The following is a 21209-nucleotide window of genomic DNA, read 5'->3' as shown; positions in this document are numbered from 1 at the left end:
CCACCCGCGGTTATGGGTTCCGGGCTCGCCCCTGCGGAGCGCCCCGGAATGACGCCCTAACCCTGCGCCGGCGCCTTCGCCTCGCAGACCCCCATCTGCTGCAGCACATAGGCCGCCCGCAGGCAGAGGTCCTCGCGCCAGGGCGCGGCGATGATCTGCACGCCGATCGGCAAACCCGTCCCGAACACCGGCACCGCCGCAACCGGCAGGCCGATCGCCGAGATCGGCTGGGTGAACAGGCCGAGATTGGGCCGCAGCGGCACGCTCTCGCCGCGCAGTTCCAGAACCTTCTGCCCGACCAGCGGAGCGGGACAGGGCGTCGCCGGCGCGATGATCAGGTCGACATCCGCGAAGACCTTCATCATCTCGTCATGGAACCAGTGCCGCGCCCGCTGCGCCTGGACATACCAGGCCGCGGGCAGCATCGCCCCGGCCAGGAAGCGGTCGCGCGTCTCGGGGTCGAAATCACTCGCCCGCTCGCGCAGCCGGTCGAGATGGAAGGTCGAGCTTTCGGCATTGGTGATCAGGAAGGCAGCGGCGCGCGCGATGCCCGCTCCCGCCAGATCGAGCGTGCGCCTCGTGCCCAGCGCCTGCGCCACCGCGGCGACGGCCGCGGCGGCCTCCGGCATGCCGTCCGTCGCGAAATGCCCGCCGGCCACTGCGATCCGGAGACCGTCGAGCCCGAGCTCCAGCGCCGGCCGCACCCGGTCCACCGGCCGCTGTGCGCAGTGGGGATCCTCGGGGTCGGCGCCCTGCATCAGGTCGTAGGCTATCGCCAGATCGGTGACGTGCCGCGCGAAGGGCCCGAGATGGTCGAGCGAGTCGCAGAACGGAAAGCTGCGCGTGCGCGGCAGCCGGCCATAGGTGGGCTTGAGCCCGAACACGCCGCAGAGCGAACTCGGCACCCGGATCGAACCATTGGTGTCCGAGCCGAGCGAGATCGGAGCGAGCCCCGCTGCCGTCGCCGCGCCCGACCCCGAGGATGACCCCCCGGCCATCCGGCTCGGATCATGCGGATTGCGGCCCGGCCCGTCATGGGCGTTCTCGCCGGTGAAGTCATAGGCGTATTCGCCCATGTTGAGCCCGCCGAGCAACACCGCGCCGGCCGCCGTCAGGCGCTCGATCAGCACCGCGTCGCGCGCGGCAGGCGGACGCTCGCGGTTGATCTTCGAGCCTGCCTTGGTCGGCAGCCCCGTGATGTCGAAGAGGTTCTTGGCAGCGAAGGGCACGCCGGCGAGCGGGCCGAGCGTCTGGCCGGCAGAGCGAGCCTTGTCGATGCCGCGCGCCTGCTCCAGCGCGCGTTCCGCCGTCACATCCGTAAAGGCGTTGACGACCGGATTGACCTTGTCGATGCGGGCAAGAAAGGCCGTTGCAACCGTCTCGGCGGAAACCCCGCCATCCCTGATCTCCGCCGCGATCCGATGAGCCGGCGTAAAGACATCGAAGCTCACAAGGCTTCTCCGCGCGCAGCGGCCGGCCGAAAGACGGGCGCGAGTTCGAGCGAGGCTGGATCGAGCGGCGCCTTGCGCACGATCTCGGACATGCCATGCGCGATGGCGAGGAACTGCAGCACGGCCGGCCGCTGCTCCGTGGTGATCGTCAGGCCGAGCGCCGGCGCCATCGCATCGAGATGGCGGGCGGCATCGAAGCCACCCCCCGCATCGGGTTTGCTCATTCGGCCGGCTCCAGCTTGGCATGCGGCTCGGTCGTCATCGTCTTGCCGGCCGTCTCTCCCGCCAAAGATTTGGCACAGTAGTAGAGGAAGCCCGCGACCATGGCGTAGGCCAGGCTGATCGATGGCGTGACGCCGAGCCCCTTGCCGATGCCGATCGCCTCGCCATGCATCAGCCCGAAATAGGTCAGGACAGCACCGGCTGCCGCGAAGGCCGCGGCTTGCATGAACTGCTTCTCGATCACGAAGACGGCGATGGCGCCAAGCACGAGGCCGGAGAGGATCGCACCGCCGCCCATCAGTTCGAGCCCGTGATAGAGCACGCCCATATTGGCCATCTTGTCGATGCCGACGGCCGCCGCATTGGTCCCGGCCGCGCCGAGCGCGCCATCGATCAGCACCTTGGCCCAGGCGGCGAGATGCGGCGTGATCGCCAGCACGATGGCCGGCGCATGGCTGGCCGGCGTGGTCTGGAAGGCCTGCGCCCCGATCAGCATGCCGATATAGAGCAGGATCGGCGAGATCGCGACGATCGGGATCAGTGCCAGCAAGAGCGCGATGATACCGAACCAGCACAGCACGATCACGATCAGCCCGGTCGCAGCCGAATAGCCGATCCGTCCGCCCATCGCCTTCCAGCCGGGATGGCCGATATAGACTGCGTTGATGAAGGGGTTGCCCATCAGGCAGCTGATCAGCGACACCACGCCATCGGCCGTCAGCACCCGCGTCGTCGGGTAATGGTCGCCGGCCGCTTCCGCGCTCTCGACATTGTCCATGGCTTCGACGAGATCGTAGATGCCGAAGGGGATCGCCGTGACGAGGATAATCCCGAGATAGCTGAAGCCCGAGAAGACGTGGTCGAAGGCCGGGAGCGGCAGTGAGAAGCCGAAGGTCGAGAACGCCGCCCCGAGCTTGGCCAGCGACAACCCGCCCACATCGAGCCCGAGCAGCGCCGCCCCCCATGCGATGACCATGCCGAAGGCTATCGCCACGAGCCCGGCCGGAATGCCGCGCGGATAGCGCACCCCGCCGAACCAGCTCACCAGGATGATCGCGAGGCAGGTGAGCCCGATCGCGGGCGTCAGGAAGATCTCCAGCGCCGGCCGCATCGAGATGAAGGCGATCGAGACGCCGGCCAGCGTGCCGAGCAGCGCCGCACGCGGCGTGATCTTGCGGATATAGGGCGCGATGAAACCGCCGGCCATCAGGATGAAGCTCTGGAAGAACACCCAGACGAGGCCCGCCTCCCAGCCCTTGATCGGATCGCCTGTCATCGTCGCGATCGGCAGCATGATGACGAAGGTGACGACGAACATATGCGGCACGCTGATGCCCGACGGCAGCGCGCAGACATCGTCGCGCCCGGTCTCCTTCGCCAGCTTCCAGGCGAGATAGGCGTAATAGCCGGTCGATAGGAACATCATCAGCCCGAGCGCCGGCAGGATGCGCCCGAAGACGATTGCGCTCGGCATTTTCAACACGAATTGCAACAGGCCGGTCAGCACCAGCAGGTTGACCAGGATGTTCGTCCCGAAGCCGAACAGGGCGTTCCAGTCGCCTGGCGTCCAGAGTTTCGGCGAGGTCGTCGCAGCCGTCGTGGTCGTCGCCATGTCCCCTCCCTCGCCGCGCTCAGGCGGCCCGCTCCGTGGCGGCGAGCGCCGCCAGCACCTCACCCGTCGTCGAAACCCAACCGAAGATTCCCCCCTGCGCCGCGATCATCCGCAGGCCGACCTCATGGAACTCCGGGAAATAGGAAGCGCAGGCATCGCCCAGCACGAGGCAGCGATAGCCGCGGTCGTTCGCCTCGCGCACGGTAGTGTGGACGCAGACCTCGGTGGTGACGCCGGTCACCATCAGAGTCTCGATGCCGCGATTACGCAGCATCAGGTCGAGATCGGTCTGGTAGAAGGCGCCCTTGCCCGGCTTGTCGATCACCGGCTCGTCAGGCAGCGGTGCGAGCGCCGGGATGATGTCGTGGCCGGCCTCGCCCCGGATCAGGATGCGCCCCATCGGTCCGCAAGCGCCGATGCGCTTGTCGGCGGGACCGCGCAGGACCTTGGCCGGCGGCGCGTCCGACAGGTCGGGACGATGGCCTTCGCGGGTGTGGATCACCAGCGTCCCGGCGGCACGCGCCGCGGCCAGAACGGCCCGGCAGGGCTCGACTGCCGTAACCAGTCGCGAGACATCGTTGCCCAGCGCCGCGCCGAAGCCGCCTGGCTCCAGGAAGTCGCGCTGCATGTCGATGATGACCAGCGCCGTGCGTGCGAAATCGACGCTGAGCGGAAAGGGCTGGGCTGGAATCTCGAAGCGGCTCACGGCAGGCGCTCCCGATCGCGGACGAACGGAACGGGCTTTGCAAGGGCCGTGCCTGAGAGCGAGTCACGCGACCGCCGCGGAATCGAGATCTCAGAAGTGCATGCCAGGCCTTTGGGATCGCAATGGAATCGTCCGGAATCGAAATCTTAGCTCCCGAACGCCACATCGCATCGCCACACGCCAGGGAGCACTACCGGGCGCCGATTGCATAATCCTTGTATGCATGATGAAGAGTTATGCCTTTGATATGGGCATATTGATTGAGAGGGCATTGTGCCGACGTTGACCAGCCTCCTCGCCGACCATCTGGACGGCCGCACCACCATCCCGCAGACGATCGCGGCCTGCTATGCCCGTCACCGCGCTCATGGCGATGCGGCGATCTTCATCGCCTTGCGGCCGGAAGCCGAGGTGCTGGCGCAGGCCGAGCGGCTGCAGGCGGAAGGACCGCTCGGGCGAAAGCTCTGGGGCGTACCCGTAGCGGTGAAGGACAATATCGACGTCGCAGGTTTGCCGACCACGGCCGCCTGCCCGGCCTTCGCCTATGATCCGCAACAGGATTCGAGCGCGGTCGCGCGCCTGCGGGCGGCGGGCGCGATCATCATCGGCAAGACCAATCTCGACCAGTTCGCCACCGGGCTGAACGGCACGCGCTCGCCCTATGGCGTGCCGCTCAACACGCTGCGCGCCGATCTCGTCCCCGGCGGCTCCAGCTCCGGCTCCGCCAGCGTCGTCGCTGCCGGGATCGTCCCCGTCGCCCTCGGCACCGACACGGCCGGCTCAGGCCGCGTCCCCGCCGGCCTGCAGAACCTCGTCGGCCTGAAGCCCAGCCTCGGCCTCGTTCCGACGTCGGGCGTCGTACCGGCCTGCCGCACGCTCGATTGCGTCTCGGTCTTTGCCCTGACGGTGGAGGACGCCTGGGCCGTGCTCGACGTGATAGCCGGCCCGGACGCGACCGACCCGTTCTCCCGGCCCGTCCCGCTTGGCCAGCCCGGCACTGTGCCGTCGAAACTCCGCATCGCAGTCCCCCGCCCGGAGGATCTCGACTTCGCCGGCGATGCCGATGCGAAGGAAAGCTTCGCCCTGGCGGTGGAACGCGCGCTGGCGCTCGGCGCGGAGATCGCCTCGCTCGACATGGCACCCCTCTACGAGACCGCGCGGCTGCTTTATGAAGGCCCGTGGGTGGCCGAGCGCTTCCTGGCGATCCGCGACCTGCTCGCGAGGGATCCCGAAGCGATCCTGCCGGTGATCCGCACCGTCATCGCCGGCAAGCCCCTGCCCGACGCCGCCGAGACCTTCGCCGCGCGCTATCGCGTCGCCGAACTGGCGTTGACGGCCAAGGCCGCGCTCAAGGGCGTCGATGCGCTGATGGTCCCGACCGCGCCGCGGCCCGTCACGCTCAGCGAGATGGCCGCCGACCCGATCGGCGCGAACTCGTTGCTCGGCCGCTACACCAATTTCGTCAATCTGCTCGACATGTGCGCCCTGGCCATCCCGGTCAGCCTGGCAGCGGATGGCACGGCGGCCGGCGTCACGCTGATCGCGCCCTCCGGCCACGACGCGGTCCTCGCCGGTCTCGGCCGCGCCCTGCATGAGGCCGCCGGCCTGCCTTTGGGTGCGACCGGCCTGCCATACCCGTCCTCCGCCCCCTTGCCGGTCAGGGCAACCCCGGACGCGATCGAGATCGCGGTCGTCGGCGCGCATCTCTCAGGCATGCCGCTGAACGGCGAACTGACGCGCCTCGGGGGAACCTTCCTGCGCGCTACCGCGACGACCCCGGATTATCGCCTCTTCGCACTGCCTGGCGGCCCCCCGGCGCGGCCGGGCCTGGTCCGCGTCGGAGAGGGCGGTGCGGCGATCGCGCTCGAAGTCTGGTCGCTGCCGCCGGAGGGCTTCGGCCGCTTCGTCGCCGGCATCCCCTCCCCGCTCGGCATCGGCACGCTGGCGCTGGCCGACGGCACGCGCGTCAAGGGTTTCCTCTGCGAGACAATCGCGACGGAAGCCGCCCGCGACGTGACGCAATTCGGCGGCTGGCGAGCTTTTGTGGCGGCACAGACGAGCACGGGTTGAATGCTTGATGTAACGCCACGTAACACCCGCGGCGTCATCCCGGACAAGCGGCGCAGCCGCGCCGATCCGGGATTCACGCCGGAGCGCATCCGACAAAGGCTCCGGAATGGATCCCGGATCTCCGCTTCGCTTCGTCCGGATGACGGCGCGTTGTAGTCCAGCCGAGGTATTTCTCACCGCGTCTCGGCATAACTCCGGAACGCGTCCCTGACGATGCCGATATGGGCGCGCATCGCCTCGCTGGCGCCCGCCTGGTCGCCGCGCAGGATCGCCTCGACGATCAGGTCGTGCTCCTGATAGGAGCCGCCGAGCCGGCCCGTGGCGCGGAACTGGGCGCGGCGGAACGGCGCGACGCGCGTTCGCGTCATCAGGGTCAGCTCGGCCAGATAGCCGTTATGCGAGCCTGCATAGATCGCGGCGTGAAAAGCCTCGTTCTTCTCGTGGTACCTTACCGGATCGCCCTCCTGCACCAGGAGCCGCAGCTCGCCATGCAGGGCCTCGAGCCCGCGCCGCTCGGGGACGGTCATGCTGCGGGCAGCGAGCCCGGCGCAAAGCGCCTCCAGCTCGGCCATGGCCTCGAACATGTCGTTGAGCTGGGCAGGCGTCGGCAGCGCGACGACCGCCCCGCGATGCGGCCGCACGCTGACCAGTCCCGAAGCCGAAAGCTGGCGGATCGCCTCGCGCACCGGGGTGCGCGACACGCCGAACCGCGCCGCCAGTTCCTGCTCGTCGAGTGGGGTACCCGGCTCGAGTACGCCCGAAACGATCTCGTCGGCGATCTGCAAACGCAGCGTCTCGGTGCGCGTCAACGGCGCCGCGACCGGCTTGGGCGTCCTGGGGATGGCGGCGTGGCGCAGCATGGAGGCATGATCTCGGCTGGTTGGATGCGCGCCAGGTCCGCAGGCAGCGGCGGCGGGATCATCGGATGTGAGCGTTCATTCGGCAATCGCGCTGACATGGGCGGCGACCACGCGCCAGCCTTCCGGAAACTTGACCCAGGTCTGGCTCTGGCGGCCGACCTTGCCGGCCATGCTCTCGCGCCGGAACAGCGTGTTGGCAGTCGCCATCGTATCGCCATAGGTGGTGATGACGGTCCGCTCGATCGTGCGCAGCAACCCGACGGGCGAGCGCGCCGAACGGAACGCCGCGATCTCGCCGAAACCGTATAGATTCTCGCCGATGCCGTAGCGGATCGTCTCCGGCGCGTCCTTGAAAGACGCATCGAGCACCGCGACATCGTTCTCGTTCAGCGCCTTCTCATAGGCCATGAAGGCGGCCTCGACTTCGGCCAGCACGGCGGGGTCGTTGATCTTCATCTTGCGTCGTCCTGTCTCAAAACCGCGCCGTCATTCCGGGCAAGCGAAGCGCAGACCCGGCGTCCATCGGAGGGCACTAAACTCTACGATGGATTCCGGAGCGGCGCCGCTGACGCGGCTTGTCCAGAATGACGGCGGAGGGTGTCATGTTAGAGCGGCGGATGCGGAATCGCCGTCAGCAACTGCTTAGTATACTCCGCCTTCGGAGCGCCCAGAACCTCCTCGGCCGTGCCCTGCTCGACGATGGCGCCGGTCCGCATCACGATCACCCGATCGCAGAGCAGACGGACGACGTTGAGATCGTGCGAGACGAAGAGGTAGCTCATGCCGAGCCGGCCCTTCAGCTCCTCCAGCAGGTTCAGCACGACCGCCTGCACGGACACGTCGAGCGCCGCCGTCGGCTCGTCGAGGATGACGAGATCGGGATCGAGCGCGATGGCGCGCGCGATGCCGACGCGCGCCTTCTGGCCGCCGGAAAGCTGATGCGGAAAGCGGTCGATCAATTCGACCGGCAAACCGACCAGCCGCGCCAGCTCCTCGCAGCGCGCCCGCAGCGCATCGCGACCCGCAATCGAGCCCATGCGCAGGATCGGATCGACGATCGCCCGCTCCGCCGTGAAGCGCGGGTTGAGGCTGTCCGTCGGATCCTGAAACACCATCTGGATGCGCCGGCGGTGCGGCGAGGCCGCGAACTGCTTGGCGGGAATCGCGCCGATATCGGTACCGTCGAAGACGATCCTGCCGCCGCTCGGGTCGATCAGGCGGGTGATCATCATCGAGGTCGTCGATTTGCCGCAGCCGGACTCGCCGACGAGGCCGAGCGTCTCGCCCTTCGCCACGGTGAAACTGATGCCGTCGACCGCCCGGAAAGCCGGCTTCGGCGCTTCAGCCTTGCCCATCAGCTTCGCCAGGAAACTGCCTGTCTCCGGCCGTGGGTACTCCTTCACCAGATTCTCGACCCGCATCAGCGGTTCGGCCCCGGGCGCCTGCGCCGGGTGCGGCGCGGCGGCCTGCGCCGGCGGCGCCTTCGGCGCGTCGGGCAACAGGTCGCGCAGGCTCATGCCGATGCGCGGCGTCGCCTGCATCAGCTTGCGGGTATAGGGGTGCTGCGGGTTGCGGAATATCTCGCCCGCCGCCGCCGTCTCGACGACGAGGCCCTTCTCCATGACCACGACCTTGTCGCAATAGGCGGCTGCCAAACCGAGATCATGGGTGATCAGGATCGTCGACATGCCGCGCTCGCGCGTCAGTTCCACGATCAGGTCCATCACCGCCTTTTGCGTGGTGACATCGAGGCCGGTGGTCGGCTCGTCCGCGATCAGGAGCTGCGGCTGGCAGGCGAGCGCGAGCGCGATGACGACGCGCTGGCACATGCCGCCAGAAAGCTCGAAGGGATAGGCGTCGTAGCGTTCCTCGGGCCGAGCGATCTTGACCTTGGTCAACGCCTCGATCGCCTTCTCCCGCGCGGTGGCCCGCGTCGCCTGGACATGCTCGAGCAGCACGTCCTCGATCTGCTTGCCGACCTTGCGGATCGGGTTCAGCGCCGCGCGCGGGTTCTGGAAGATCATCGAGATCTCGCGCCCGCGCAGGTCGCGCATCTGCGACTCGGGCGCGGTGACGAGGTCCATGCCGGAAAAGGTGATCGAGCCCTCCGCCACCCGGCCGGCCCGGTCAAGGATACGCACGACAGCGTAGGAGGTCACCGACTTGCCCGAGCCGGATTCGCCGACGATGGCGACCGTCTCGCCCTTGCCGACGCTGATGTCGATCGCCTTGACGGCCTTCACAGTGCCGCGGCGCGTGGCGAATTCGACGGTGAGGTTCGTGATGTCGAGGAGCGGTGCCGGGATCATGACAAGGCCCTCAGTTGCGACGCTGGGGATCGACGAGGTCGCGCACGCCGTCGCCGAGCAGGTTGAAGCAGAACACCGCCGTCATCAGCGCCAGCCCCGGAAAGAAGGCGATCCACCATTCGCCGGAGACGATGAAGCTCGCTCCCTCCGCGACCATGATGCCCCATTCCGGTGTCGGCGGGCGCACGCCGAGCCCGATGAAGGAGAGCCCCGCCGCGTTCAGAATGGCGTAGCCCATGGTCAGCGACATCTGCACCGCCATGATCGGCATGATGTTGGGCACGATCTGCGTCAGCAGCAGCCGCCAGTCGGAATTGCCCGAAAGCCTGGCCGCCTGCACGAAGCCGGCCTCCCGCCGCACATTCGCTTCCGCTCGCGCAACACGCGCGTACAGCGGGAAATTGATGATGGCGGTGGCGATGACGATGTTGGTGACGCTGTTGCCGAGCGCCGCCACGATGCCCATCGCCAACACGAAGAGCGGAAACGCCATGATCGTGTCGGCGATGCGCCCGACCAGCTTGTCGACCCAGCCGCCATAAAAGCCGGCCATCACCCCGGCGAGCCCGCCCATCGCGAAGACGAGCGCGACCGAGCATACGGCGATGGCGAAATCGAGCCGCGTCGCCACGATGACGCGGCTGAAGATGTCGCGCCCGAGTTGGTCCGTGCCGAACCAGTGCCGCGCGCTCGGCCCCTGCAGGGCCGAATTGGTGTTGCTCGCCAGAGGGTCGTAGGGCACGAGCGAGGGGCCGAGGACCGCTGCCAGCACGATCAGCGCGAACAGGCCGAAGGCGAGGCCCGTGACGGGGTTCTCCGAGACGATATGGCGGGCGTGGGCCCAGATGCTGGTCGAGGGCGGCGCCTCGAAGCGCAGGGCGGGCACGGAGGGGTCGACCTTGGACATGTCGTTCATGATCCTCAGCCCTCCAGCCTGACGCGGGGATCGATGACGCCGTAGAGCACGTCGATCATCAGGTTCAGCACGACGTACATGATCGCCATGGTCAGCACGAAACCCTGGATCGGCGCATAGTCGGAGGCGATCAGCGCCTCGACCGCATAGGAGCCGACACCCGGCCAGGCAAAGACCTTCTCGACCAGCACATTCGCCCCGAGCAGGAAGGAGAACACCATGCCGAGCGTGGTCACGACGGGCAGCATCGCGTTACGGAAAGCGTAGGTGCCGATGACCTTGCGACTGGAAAGCCCGCTCGCCCGCGCGGTACGGACGAAATCGGCGCCGAGCACGGCGAGCATCGAGGCGCGCGTCATGCGCGTGATCGGCGCCAGCGAGAAGATCGCGAGCGTCACCGCCGGCAGAATGATCTGCGCGAAGGCGGCGCGGAAGGTCTCGCCATCGCGCGCCAGCAACGAGTCGACCAGGTAGAATCCCGTCACCCGAGCCGGCTCGGAGGCGAACACGTCGAGCCGGCCGAGCGGCGCCGGCGCCCAGCCAAGCTGGAAATAGAAGACGTAGACGAGGAGCAGGCCGGTGAAGAACACCGGCAGCGAAACGCCCGCCGTCGCCACGACGCGGCAGAGATGGTCGATCCACGAACCCTGCCTCACCGCGGCGAGCACGCCGAGCGGCAGCGCCACCGCCATCGCGAGCAGCAGGCCCGCCAGTGTGAGTTCGCCCGAGGCCGGCAGCCGCGCCGCGAGATCGGTCGTCACAGGCTGGCCCGTGGTCAGCGAGGTCCCGAGATCGCCGCGCAGCAGCGCCCCGACATAGGAGACGAACTGCACCGGCAGCGGCTGGTCGAGCCCGAGCTTGCCGCGGATCTCGGCGATCGCCTCGTTGGAGGCGGCCGGACCGGCGAAATAGGCCGCCGTATCGCCCGGCAGCACCCGGGTCAGCAGGAAGGTGACGATGATCACACCGATGACGGACGGGATCGTCGTCATCAGACGCTGACCGATCATGCGCAGCATGGCTGGGCCTCCTTCTCACCACTCGACGTCATCCCGGACAAGCCGCCCGGAGGGCGGCGCCGATCCGGGATCCATGCCTGAACCGTTCCGGCATGGATCCCGGGTCTTCGCTACGCTCCGCCCGGGATGACGGGGCGGAGCACGTCAGGAATGCCTCACACCATCCCCTTGCTGAGATAGCGGAAGTCCGGCTCGCGGCAGGGCTGGAATTGGTAGCCGCCGATCGACTTCTGCAGCGCGACGTCATGGGTCGGCTGGTTGATCGGCACCATCGGCACCTCGGCGTTCACCAGCTTGATGAACTCGATGACGTTGGCGTCGTAGGAGGCCTTGTCGGGCGCGAAGCGGGCGGCGTCGACGAGCTTGTCCAGCGCCGGGTTCTGATAGGCGGCGATGTTGAAGATCGAATTGTTGCCGTGCATCGTCCAGAATAGGTAGTAATCGGGATAGTCGAGCCAGCCGGCGAAGCGGTTGAGGACCATCGGATTGGTCTTCTTGGCGATCTCGGTGCGGAAATTGGCGCCCGGCACCTTGTTGATCTCGACGGTAATCCCGATCGTGGCCAGCGCTTCCTTGATCAGCACCGCCATCGGCTCGGCGACGGTTGCATTGCCGGCGTCGAAATAGAGCGTCGTCGAGAACGGGCCGCCGGCCGCATCGACCAGCGCCTTCGCCTTGGCGACGTCGGAGGTGTAGGGGAAGGGCTGCGGCCAGGCGACCTTGGGCGTGGTGCCGCCGGCCATGGAGACGCCGCGGCCGAACAGCGAGGCCTGCAGGATCTTCTCGTAGGGCATCACCCAGGCGACCGCCTGGCGCAGGCGGACATCCTTGAACGGCCCGACCTGCGTGTTGAGATAGCAGCCCCAGACGCCGTTCGGAATCGGCACGCCGACGACGTTGATCTTGCCGGCGTCGAGCAGGTCCTTGAAGTCCTTCGGCGGCAGCCCGTATGACACGTCGGCATCCCCGCGCTCGATCAGCGCGCGGCGGGTCGAGGGCGAGGCAATGTCGCGCGCGATGACGCGGCGCAGTTGCGGCAGCTTTCCGCAGGCCCAGGCGTCATTGCGGACATAGATCGTCTCGACGCCCGGCTTCCAGCTCTCGACCTTGAAGGCGCCGGAGCCGGCGATGTTGTTCTTGAGATATTCCTTGGCATGCGGATCGCCGGCCGCGTTCGCGATGGCCAGCTCGGAATCGAACACGAAGGGGATCGTGACGGCCAGGTTCGGCAGCGTCATCTTGTCCTTGCGGACGAAGTCGACGCGGAAGGTCTTGTCGTCGACGACGACGAACTGCTCGGGCTTCTCCAGCGAGCCGGCATTCATCTGCGTCGTCGCGAAGCCGCCGATCGTGCAGGCGCGGTCGAGCGACCACTTCACGTCCTTGGCCGTGACCTGGCGGCCGGAATGGAACTTGGCGTCGCGCAGCTTGAAAGTGCAGCTCATGCCGTCGGAGGCGACCTGCCAGCTTTCCGCCAGTTCGCCTTCCAGTTCACCCATCGAGACCATGTTGCCGCCACCGCTCGGAATCGGCACCGGCTTGAAGCGCAGCAGCCGGTCATAGCAGTTCAGCGCCACGCCATTCACCGGCTGCGAGGAGCCGATGCCCTGCATGTCCAGGCTGTTGGGGCCGTACTCCTGCACGAGCAGCAGCGTCTCGTTGCGGCTCGGCGCCTGGGCCTGTGCGCTCCCCTTCGCCACGAAGGGAGCAGCGAGGCCTGCGGCGATGGCTGTGCGGCGCGTGATCATCGAAGACGGTCCTTGTTTTCGCAGGGTTGGAGAAAGCGGGAGCCGGCTGATCCGGCAGACAGGAGGGGCATCATCTGCCCGAGCGTGAAGCATGGGCCGTGCCGCCGATGATGAGCCGGCTGCACGGGGAGCCTGCGTGCGCTGCGATCAGGGCCGGCGAAAACGAACCGTAAACCGCGCAGCGATGCATCCCATGCCTCCGGCGTCACGTGGGCGACGTCATTTCGCTAGCAGGGAGCATGCCAAATTCTAAGACGTTGTTTCGGCTTGATAATTTTCAGGAGATACGATCGGCGGCTGAAAAATACGCATGCAACATGTATGCATGCGCCCACAAATCGATCAAAAATTAATCAACATCGAAATCGCGCGCCTAGGATGCGTAACGCATTCTTAAGGTCCGAAGCATCGTGGCGAAAGGCTCACCCCTTGCATCACCGCGAATCCGGCTGTCGAGATGCCGGATGCCCGCTGCAGCCGCGGGCCGACACGGAAAAGCGATGCGCGCAAGGCAGATCGAAGTCTTCAGGATGGTGATGCGCCTGGGCACGCTGACGAGCGCGGCCGAGGCTCTGAACGTGTCGCAGCCGGCACTGAGCCAGATCCTGCTCCACACCGAGGACGAACTCGGCTTCAAGCTGTTCCTGCGGGTCAAGGGCCGGCTGATCCCGACGCCCGAGGCCGAGGACCTCTATCCCGAGGTCGAGCGCCTGTTCGGCGACCTCGAGGCGTTGCGCCGCCGGGCGGGTGACCTGCGCCACGGCAAGGCCGGCATCGTGCGCCTCGCCGCCTCGGCGCCGCCCTCTCTGTCATTGGTACCGGAGGCGCTGCGCCATTTCCGGAGCGCACACCCGGACATGCGCATCCTGTCGCATGTCGTGCCGGCCGAGATCGTCATGCGCATGCTCGACGATGGCCAGGCCGGCCTCGGCATCGCCATGACCGATGAGAGCGTACCCGGGATCGACACCGAGATCATCGGCCGCACCCGCATCGTCTGCGTGCTGCCAGCCGCCCATCACCTCGCCGGCCGGGACGCCATCGCCGCCGCCGATCTGGCGGGCGAGACGCTGATCTCCTATCGCACCAGTTCCCTGCCCGGCCAGCTGCTGCGGGGCGCGCTCGAGCGCGAGGGCGCCGCCTTCCAGCCCGAAATGGAGATCGACGTCTCGATCATCGCGCTCGCCTTCGTGCAGCAGGGACTCGGCATCGCCGTGGTCGATGGCCTGCTGCCCTGGCACAGCTTTCCCGGGCTGGTGACGCGGCCGTTCCTGCCGGACGTCTCCTTGCCGCTCTGCCTGCTCACCAGCGCGCGCCGGCCGCTCTCGCGCAGCCACGAGCTGCTGCGCGCCCATCTGCGCACGGCCTGCCGGCAGCTCGGCTTGGATAACCCCGAGGCCTGATCGGTTCGCAATAGCCTCCGCGTCATCCCGGATGGAGCGCAGCGGAGTCCGGCATCCATTGTGGGGAACGGTGCTCTACGATGGATCCCGGAACTGCGCCGCTATGCGGCCTGCCCGGGATGACGAGGCGGTTCCGAGTGAGTTGATCGAAGCCAATTCATAAGCCCGACTTATACAATCACGGCACCTTGCTCTTTGACGCCGGCCGCTCCCGGGCCCAACACTGAGCCGACCTCACGCACACGGGCGGATCATGAGCTGGCGTATCGGCGTCGACATCGGCGGCACCTTCATCGACTTCTGTGCCCTAGAAACCGGGAGCAACCGCTTCGAGACCATCAAGGTCCTGACGACGCCGGACGAGCCGGGCAAGGAACTGCTCGACGGGCTCGGCCTCTTGCATGAGCGCCACGGCGTCGCTCCCGAGGAGGTCGCCTCCTTCGTCCACGGCACGACGGTCGGCATCAACACGATCATCCAGCGCAAGGGTAGCCGGCTCGCGCTGATCACGACGGCCGGCTTCGAGGACGTCATCGAGTTGGCGCGGCTGCGCATGCCCGACATGTATTCGCTGTTCTGCGCCAGGCCCGAGCAACTGATCCCACGCGACCTCATCTACGGCGTACGGCAGCGCCAGCTTGCCAGCGGCGAGGTCGCCGAGCCGCTCGACACGGATGGGCTGGCCGCCATCGTCCAGGCGATCAAAGCCAAGGACGTCGACGGCGTCATCGTCTCCTTCCTGCACGCCTATCGCAATGGCACGCATGAAGCCCAGGCCCGGGCGCTGATCGCAGAACTGGCGCCGGAGCTGTTCGTCTTCACGACCAGCGAGGTCTGGCCGGTCATCCGCGAATACGAGCGCACCACCACCGCGATCCTCAACGGCTATGTGCATCCGCGCGTCGCCGGCTATCTGACGGCGCTGGAAAAGGCGCTCGCCTCGCGCGGCGTTCCGGCCGGGCCGATGCTGACCAAGTCGAATGGCGGCGTCATGAATGCGCAGACCGGCAAGCGCGCCTGCGTCAACATGCTGCTGTCGGGCACGGCCTCGGGCGTCATCGGCGCATCCTGGCTCGCCGAGCAGGCCGGCATCGACAGTATCCTCACGCTGGACATCGGCGGCACCAGCGCCGACCTCGCCTTGATCATCGACGGCAAGCCGCAATTCGGCACCGGCGAGGTCGTCGGCGATTTCCCGCTCTTCCTCCCCAGCGTCTCCGTGACCTCGATCGGCAGCGGCGGCGGCTCGATCGCCTGGGCCGATGATTTCGGTGTGCTGAAAGTCGGCCCCGAAAGTGCGGGCTCGACGCCCGGCCCCGCCTGCTACGGACGAGGTGGCACCCGCGCCACCGTCACCGACGCGATGGCGGCGAGCGGTTTCCTCGGCCACACGCCCCTCGCCTACAACCAGATCGGCATGGACCGCGCCCGCGCCGACGCCGTCATCGGCGAACTCGCCGCCAAGCTCGACCAGACGCCGCAGGCGACAGCCGAGGCGATCATCGCGGTTGCGGTTTCCGAGATGTTCGTCGAGGTCAACAAGCTCGTCGCGCGCTACGGCGTCGACCTGCGCGACTTCGCCCTGATGCCCTTCGGCGGCGCCGGCCCGATGCTGGGCTGCTTCCTCGCCCGCGAACTCGGCATTCCCCGCGTGCTGGTGCCGCACCGGCCGGGCGTCGTCAGCGCGCTCGGCGGGCTGATCGCCGATCTGAAGGGCGACTTCATCCAGACGGTCTTCGCCGCCGCCATTCCGGATTCCTTGCCCGTCCTGCGCGACGCACTGGCTCGGCTAAAGGCGGACGGCCTGTCCTGGATCAGGACCGATCAGAAGTTCGCCGGCCCCGTGGTCGAAACCCTGACGGCCGATATGCGCTATCATGGGCAGTCCTTCGAGATCGAAGTGCCGCTTTCGGAAGGCTGGCTGGCGGAGGGAGACCTCGCCACGATCGCCGAGGCCTTCCATCGCCAGCATCTGGCGATCTACGATTTCAACGACGTCGCGGCCGAGGTCCAGATCGTCAACCTGCGCCTCGTCGTCAGCGGCGCGACCCCGCGCCCGAACCTCACGCCCGCTGCCGAGACGCAGTCCGCAACGGCAAAGCCGGTGCGCATGATCGAGGTCTGGCTCGACGGCGCAAAGCGTGAAGTCCCGCTCTATCATCGTGACGACCTGCGCAACGGCCATCGCTTCGAAGGTCCGGCCGTGGTCGCGCAGCAGGATACCACCGTCTGCATCCCCGAGGGCTTCGACGCCGAGGTCGATGCCTGGCTCAACCTTCACCTCATCCTGCGTCCGGAGGCATGACCATGGTCGACAAGGTCACTTTGCAGGTTCTCGCGAACCATTGCCGGGCGGCGGCCGAGAACATGGCCTATACGCTCTACCGCACGGCCCACTCGACCTTCGTCAAGGAGACCGAGGACTTCACCGTGATGGTGATGGACCGTACCGGCCGCGTCGTCGCCGTGCCGATGGATCTCGGTGCGACCTGGTATCCGGGCATGAACTACAACCGCGCCATCGACCTCGTCGACGAGTACAGGCCGGGCGACATCGCCTTCACCAACGACCCCTATAGCGGTTATCTCGCGACGCACGCCCCCGACACGCATCTGTGGAAGCCGATCTTCCACGAGGGCGAGATCGTCTGCTTCGTCGGCGGCCATGTCCACAACACCGATATGGGCGGCGCGGTACCCGCCTCACTCTCGCGCTCGCTGACGGAAATCCATCAGGAGGGCATCCGCTTCCCGCCGATGACGTTGATGCGCGACGGCGTCTTCGACGAGAAGATCCTGCGGATCATGACGATGAATGTCCGCAAGCCGCATCTCAATATGGGCGACCTGAAGGCGCTCGCCGGCGCCCTCAACACGGGCGAGCGCAAGATCCTGGCGATGGTCAGGAAGTTCGGCGCCAAGGGCTTCATGGACGGGCTCGACGGCCTGATGGACTATGCCGAGCATCAGGCCCGCGAGATCCTGCGCTCGATGCCGGATGGCGAATACTTCTTCTCGGACTATGCCGACGAGGACGGCGTCGACGGCAATCCCTGCCGGCTGGCGCTGAGGCTCACGATCAAGGGCGACGAGGCGATCCTCGACTTCACCGGCTCGGACCCGCAGCTCGGCTCTTCGCTCAACGTCCCGACCGGCTCGGACCCACGCCACACCCTCCTGCTCGTCGGCGTCTACTACGTGCTCTACACGCTGAACCCACAGCTCCTGCTAAACTCCGGCCTGACCCGGCCCTTCACCTGCATCGCGCCTGAGGGGACGGTGCTGAACCCGTCCTTCCCGGCGGCTGTGGGCATGCGCAGCCTGACCTGCGCGCGCCTGCGCAGCCTGATCTTCGGCGCCTTCAGCCTCGCCGTCCCCGAGCGCATGCCGGCCGCGCCCGCGGGCTCCAGCTCGATCGTGAACGTCATGACGACCGACGAGCGCACCCATCGCAGCGTCATCGCGGCGATCAACCCGGTGGTCGGTGGTGGCGGCGGCATGCCCCATCGCGATGGCCCCAACGGCTCCGGGGCGGACGCCGCCTATCTCAAGAACACGCCGATCGAGATCACCGAGACCGAGGTGCCGATCCAGTTCGTGCGCTACGGGCTGCTGCCGGATTCCGGCGGCGCCGGGCGCTGGCGCGGCGGGCTTGCGACCGTGATGGAGTTCAAGGTCTTCGCGCCGAACTCGCGCATCACGGTGCGCAACCGCGATCGCTCGATCTTCCGCCCCTGGGGCACGCTCGGCGGGCTCTCGGCCGAGACTTCGAACTTCATCATCAATCCCGGCACAGCCGGCGAACGTATCCTCGGCAACACCGACATCGCCATCGCCGAGCCCGGCGACGTCATCCACATCCATTCGCCCGGCGGCGGCGGACGCGGCTCGGCGCTCGATCGCGAGCCCGAGCGCGTGCGGCTCGATGTCGAGCGCGGCTATGTCAGCGAGGCTGCGGCGAAGGCCCGCTACGGCGTGGTCATCACGGATGGCGCCGTCGATGCCGAGGCGACGACGGCTCTGCGCGCAACGATGCGCAAAGACGCCCACAGCACGCATTTCCACTTCGGCCCAGAGCGCGACACGTTCGAAAGCGTCTGGCATGCCCGCAATTACAACGCGCTCACACGCCTGCTCTCGGCCCTGCCGGTACATTGGCGCTTCTTCGTCAAGACGAAGGTCTTCGCCGCGATCCGCGACGCCGCCAACGCCAACGACGTGCCGAGCGCCTTCGCATCGGTCCGACGCGACTATCCGCAGGTGCCGGAGGTTCTCCAGGCGGCAGAGTGAGACGCCGTCTCAGACCCCGACGCTGACGGCGTCGCCGGGCCTGATCTCGCCCGACGTCATCACATCACAATAGATGCCGAAATTGCGCGCGTAGCGTCTCACCACGTTCCGCAGCAGCTCGACGTCGAGCGGAATGCCATCCTGCTCGATCGTGATGAAGCCGCAGCGGCCGCAGGGCTCGCGGCCCCTCAACAGGACATTCCCGATCCGGATCTCGCGCCCGATCCAGCCCTGCTCCGGCATCGCCTCGGACCCGTCCGGCCAGTCGACCACCACATTGGGGCGGAAGCGGCGCTCGTCGATCACGCTGCTCGGCCTATCGCGCTCGAGGCTGCGCATGCCGGCCGTGGTGATCAGATGGATCGGCGCATGTTCGTAGCGCGGCCGGAAACCCTCGCCGCCGAACGGCACGAAGGGTCTGAGCACCGGCGTGAAGCCGAAGACGTCCGAAAGCTGTCGCAGCACCCCCGGATCGTCCGGCCCCGCCCAATCCTCACCATCGGACGAGACGGCGACACCGTCCCCAGTGAACCTCGCATGCCCCCTGGGCACCTGGGTGAAGTGCTTCTCCCGGCCCGGCGATGCAATGCGCTCGTTCGAGGCGTCGAGCAGGCCCCAGATCCGGTCGCCCTCGACGCCGGAGCCCGTGACCGGCGCGGCCTGCAGCCGCTCGCCGCCCATCGAGCTGACCGGGTAGCGCCAGAGCGAAGCGACCGTGCCCGCGACGCCTGCTTGCCTCACGGCAGGTCCATGCGCGGGTCGAGCGCATCGCGCAGGCCGTCGCCGACGAAGTTGAAGCTCGTCACCGCCAGCGTGATCGCGGCGCCCGGGATGATCGCCAGCCAGGGCGCGCTGGTGAGGTAGCTTTGCGCGTTCTCCAGCATGTTGCCCCAGCTCGGCGTCGGCGGCTGGATGCCGTAGCCGAGGAAGGAGATATAGCTCTCGGCCAGGATCGCATGAGCGACGTTGAGTGTCGCGGCGACGACGATCGGCGCGATCGCATTGGGCAGCAACTCGCGGAACATGATGCGCAGATTGCTCGAGCCCATCGCGACCGCTGCCTGGGCGAATTCGCGCGTCCGGAGCGAGCGGATCTGCGCCTCGACGACGCGGGCCACCTCCATCCAGGATGTCATCGCGATCAGGAGCACGATCGAGGGTACCGAAGGCGAGATCAGCGCCGAGATCGCCAGCAGCAGGAAGATCGAGGGGAAGCACAGCATCGCATCGACGAAGCGCATCAGCGCCGCACCGATGACGCCCTCGTAGAAGCCCGCCGCAACCCCAACCATGATGCCGATGCCCATCGCCAGAACCATCGCGCAGAAGCCGACGGAGAGCGAAATCCGCCCCGCCATCAGCAGCCGCGCGAGGATGTCGCGCCCGAGCGGGTCGGTTCCCAGGATATGCGGCCCCGAGAAGGGCGGCGCGAAGCGCGAGCGGATGTCGATGAAGGTGTCGGTGTAGGGCAGCAGCATCGGCCCGAAGACGCAGGCGAGCGTCATCAGCACGATCGTGATCGCGCCGAAGACCGCGAGCTTGTGCCGGCGGAAGCGGCGCATGGCGCGCCCGTTCCAGAAGCCCTCCTCGCGGATCGGAAGGATGTCGACAGTCGGTTCCAGGCTCATCGGCCGCTCCTGGCGATGCGGGGATCGGCGACGCCGTAGAGCAGGTCGGCGAGCAGGCTGCCGAGCAGCACCATCACCGCCGTGAACATCAGGATGCCCATCACGACGGGGTAGTCGCGATAGCTGATCGAATCGAGGAAGAGCCGGCCCATGCCTGGCCAGGTGAAGACCGTCTCCGTGACCAGCGCACCCGAGAGCAGCGAGGGCACGTGCAGGCCGGTGATGGTGATCATCGGCAGGAGTGCGTTGCGCAGCACATGCGTCAGCAGGATGCGCCGCTCCGGCACACCCTTGGCGCGAGCGGTGCGGACGAAATCCTGGTTGATCACGTCGAGCATCGAGGAGCGCATATAGCGGCTCCACACCGCGGTCGAGACCAGCGCCAGCACGATGCACGGCCCGATCAGGTGGTGGAGACGGTTCAGGAAGGAACCGTCGCCGATCGTGAAACGGTTGCCCGAGGGCAGCCAGCCGAGCCCGACGGAGAAGACGTAGATCACCACGAGCCCGAACCAGAAGGTCGGGATCGACAACGCGATCATGGTGCCGATCGTCGCGATGCTGTCGAACAGGGAGTAGCGCTTGACTGCACCGATGATGCCGATCCAGGCGCCGATCAGCATGGCGAGCAGCGTCGAGGTCAGCATCAGTTCCAGCGTCGCGCCGAGATGGCTGGCGATGATGTGCAACACCGGCTGCTGGTCGCGATAGGAATTGCCCCAGTCGCCGGTCAGCATGCGCCAGAGCCATTCGGCATATTGGATCGGCAGCGGCCGGTTCAGGCCGAGCTGCTCCGCGATGCGGTCCAGATCGGCCTGGGTCATGTCGCCGCCCGCCGCGAATTGCGACATCGGCCCGCCCGGAGCGAGATGCAGGATCGCGAAGCCGATCATCGAGACGATGAGCAGCAACAGCAGGGCCTGCATCAGCCTCTGCAGAAGGAATGAGCTCATGATGCGGTCACCCGGGCTGAGC

Annotated in this window: 17 protein-coding genes; 4 read left to right on the top strand and 13 right to left on the bottom strand. The window is 67.3% G+C overall.

What is annotated here, in order from left to right; genetic code table 11:
• Nucleotides 1-56: 56 nt before the first annotated feature.
• Genes AC1RMY_RS06190 through AC1RMY_RS06175 form a run of 4 tightly spaced genes read right to left on the bottom strand, consistent with a single transcriptional unit; the run spans nucleotide 57 to nucleotide 3991 of the window.
• On the bottom strand, nucleotides 57-1451 hold the full coding sequence (locus tag AC1RMY_RS06190) for an AtzE family amidohydrolase (RefSeq protein ID WP_492863076.1): 1395 nt from the start codon (nucleotides 1449-1451) through the stop codon (nucleotides 57-59).
• Nucleotides 1448-1675, bottom strand: a complete 228-nt coding sequence (locus AC1RMY_RS06185) for a DUF4089 domain-containing protein (protein WP_492863075.1) — start codon at nucleotides 1673-1675, stop codon at nucleotides 1448-1450. Before AC1RMY_RS06185 ends, AC1RMY_RS06190 begins: the two co-directional genes overlap by 4 nt.
• Complete coding sequence (locus AC1RMY_RS06180) at nucleotides 1672-3285, bottom strand: regulator (RefSeq protein ID WP_492863074.1); 1614 nt, start codon at nucleotides 3283-3285, stop codon at nucleotides 1672-1674. Before AC1RMY_RS06180 ends, AC1RMY_RS06185 begins: the two co-directional genes overlap by 4 nt.
• A gap of 19 nt (nucleotides 3286-3304) precedes the next feature.
• Nucleotides 3305-3991 carry a cysteine hydrolase family protein gene (locus AC1RMY_RS06175; protein ID WP_492863073.1) on the bottom strand — a complete coding sequence of 229 codons (687 nt, stop codon included), beginning with the start codon at nucleotides 3989-3991 and terminating at the stop codon, nucleotides 3305-3307.
• 270 nt (nucleotides 3992-4261) lie between these two features.
• Between AC1RMY_RS06175 and atzF the strand changes: the two genes are divergently transcribed.
• Nucleotides 4262-6061, top strand: a complete 1800-nt coding sequence (gene atzF, locus AC1RMY_RS06170; protein WP_492863568.1) for an allophanate hydrolase — start codon at nucleotides 4262-4264, stop codon at nucleotides 6059-6061.
• A 173-nt stretch (nucleotides 6062-6234) separates the two neighbouring features.
• On the opposite strand, the gene AC1RMY_RS06165 is transcribed toward atzF, so the two are convergent.
• From AC1RMY_RS06165 to AC1RMY_RS06140, 6 genes are all read right to left on the bottom strand, one after another.
• Entirely contained in the window at nucleotides 6235-6921 is a 687-nt protein-coding gene (locus AC1RMY_RS06165) for a GntR family transcriptional regulator (RefSeq protein WP_492863072.1), read from the bottom strand.
• A gap of 75 nt (nucleotides 6922-6996) precedes the next feature.
• Nucleotides 6997-7377 (bottom strand): oxalurate catabolism protein HpxZ, encoded by a 381-nt coding sequence (hpxZ, locus tag AC1RMY_RS06160; protein ID WP_492863071.1) that lies wholly within the window; start codon nucleotides 7375-7377, stop codon nucleotides 6997-6999.
• 149 nt (nucleotides 7378-7526) lie between these two features.
• Nucleotides 7527-9230 carry a dipeptide ABC transporter ATP-binding protein gene (locus tag AC1RMY_RS06155; RefSeq protein ID WP_492863070.1) on the bottom strand — a complete coding sequence of 568 codons (1704 nt, stop codon included), beginning with the start codon at nucleotides 9228-9230 and terminating at the stop codon, nucleotides 7527-7529.
• Nucleotides 9231-9240: 10 nt separating this feature from the next.
• A complete protein-coding gene (locus AC1RMY_RS06150; protein WP_492863069.1) occupies nucleotides 9241-10146 on the bottom strand; it encodes an ABC transporter permease in 906 nt (301 codons plus the stop codon).
• Nucleotides 10147-10151: 5 nt separating this feature from the next.
• Entirely contained in the window at nucleotides 10152-11165 is a 1014-nt protein-coding gene (locus AC1RMY_RS06145) for an ABC transporter permease (RefSeq protein WP_492863068.1), read from the bottom strand.
• Between the two features lie 155 nt (nucleotides 11166-11320).
• A complete protein-coding gene (locus tag AC1RMY_RS06140) occupies nucleotides 11321-12913 on the bottom strand; it encodes an ABC transporter substrate-binding protein (protein ID WP_492863067.1) in 1593 nt (530 codons plus the stop codon).
• Between the two features lie 500 nt (nucleotides 12914-13413).
• On the opposite strand from AC1RMY_RS06140, the gene AC1RMY_RS06135 reads away from it, so the two are divergent.
• The 3 genes from AC1RMY_RS06135 to AC1RMY_RS06125 all read left to right on the top strand — a co-directional run bounded on the left by AC1RMY_RS06135 (nucleotide 13414) and on the right by AC1RMY_RS06125 (nucleotide 18606).
• Complete coding sequence (locus AC1RMY_RS06135) at nucleotides 13414-14316, top strand: LysR family transcriptional regulator (protein ID WP_492863066.1); 903 nt, start codon at nucleotides 13414-13416, stop codon at nucleotides 14314-14316.
• Between the two features lie 253 nt (nucleotides 14317-14569).
• Nucleotides 14570-16621, top strand: a complete 2052-nt coding sequence (locus AC1RMY_RS06130) for a hydantoinase/oxoprolinase family protein (protein ID WP_492863065.1) — start codon at nucleotides 14570-14572, stop codon at nucleotides 16619-16621.
• Nucleotides 16622-16623: 2 nt separating this feature from the next.
• On the top strand, nucleotides 16624-18606 hold the full coding sequence (locus AC1RMY_RS06125; protein ID WP_492863064.1) for a hydantoinase B/oxoprolinase family protein: 1983 nt from the start codon (nucleotides 16624-16626) through the stop codon (nucleotides 18604-18606).
• A 9-nt stretch (nucleotides 18607-18615) separates the two neighbouring features.
• Here AC1RMY_RS06125 and AC1RMY_RS06120 read toward each other — a convergent pair whose 3' ends face one another.
• The 3 genes from AC1RMY_RS06120 to AC1RMY_RS06110 are packed head-to-tail and all read right to left on the bottom strand — an operon-like array spanning nucleotide 18616 to nucleotide 21187.
• Nucleotides 18616-19347: an MOSC domain-containing protein gene (locus tag AC1RMY_RS06120; protein ID WP_492863063.1), complete on the bottom strand. Its 732-nt coding sequence runs from the start codon at nucleotides 19345-19347 to the stop codon at nucleotides 18616-18618.
• Nucleotides 19344-20234 carry an ABC transporter permease gene (locus AC1RMY_RS06115; RefSeq protein ID WP_492863062.1) on the bottom strand — a complete coding sequence of 297 codons (891 nt, stop codon included), beginning with the start codon at nucleotides 20232-20234 and terminating at the stop codon, nucleotides 19344-19346. The genes AC1RMY_RS06120 and AC1RMY_RS06115 overlap by 4 nt, the downstream gene beginning before the upstream one ends.
• Nucleotides 20231-21187 (bottom strand): ABC transporter permease, encoded by a 957-nt coding sequence (locus AC1RMY_RS06110; protein ID WP_492863061.1) that lies wholly within the window; start codon nucleotides 21185-21187, stop codon nucleotides 20231-20233. Before AC1RMY_RS06110 ends, AC1RMY_RS06115 begins: the two co-directional genes overlap by 4 nt.
• Between the last annotated feature and the right edge of the window lie 22 nt (nucleotides 21188-21209).

The organism is Allobosea sp. GW822-FHT03F07 (assembly GCF_058801345.1).
This window is presented reverse-complemented; position numbering and strand designations above follow the sequence as displayed.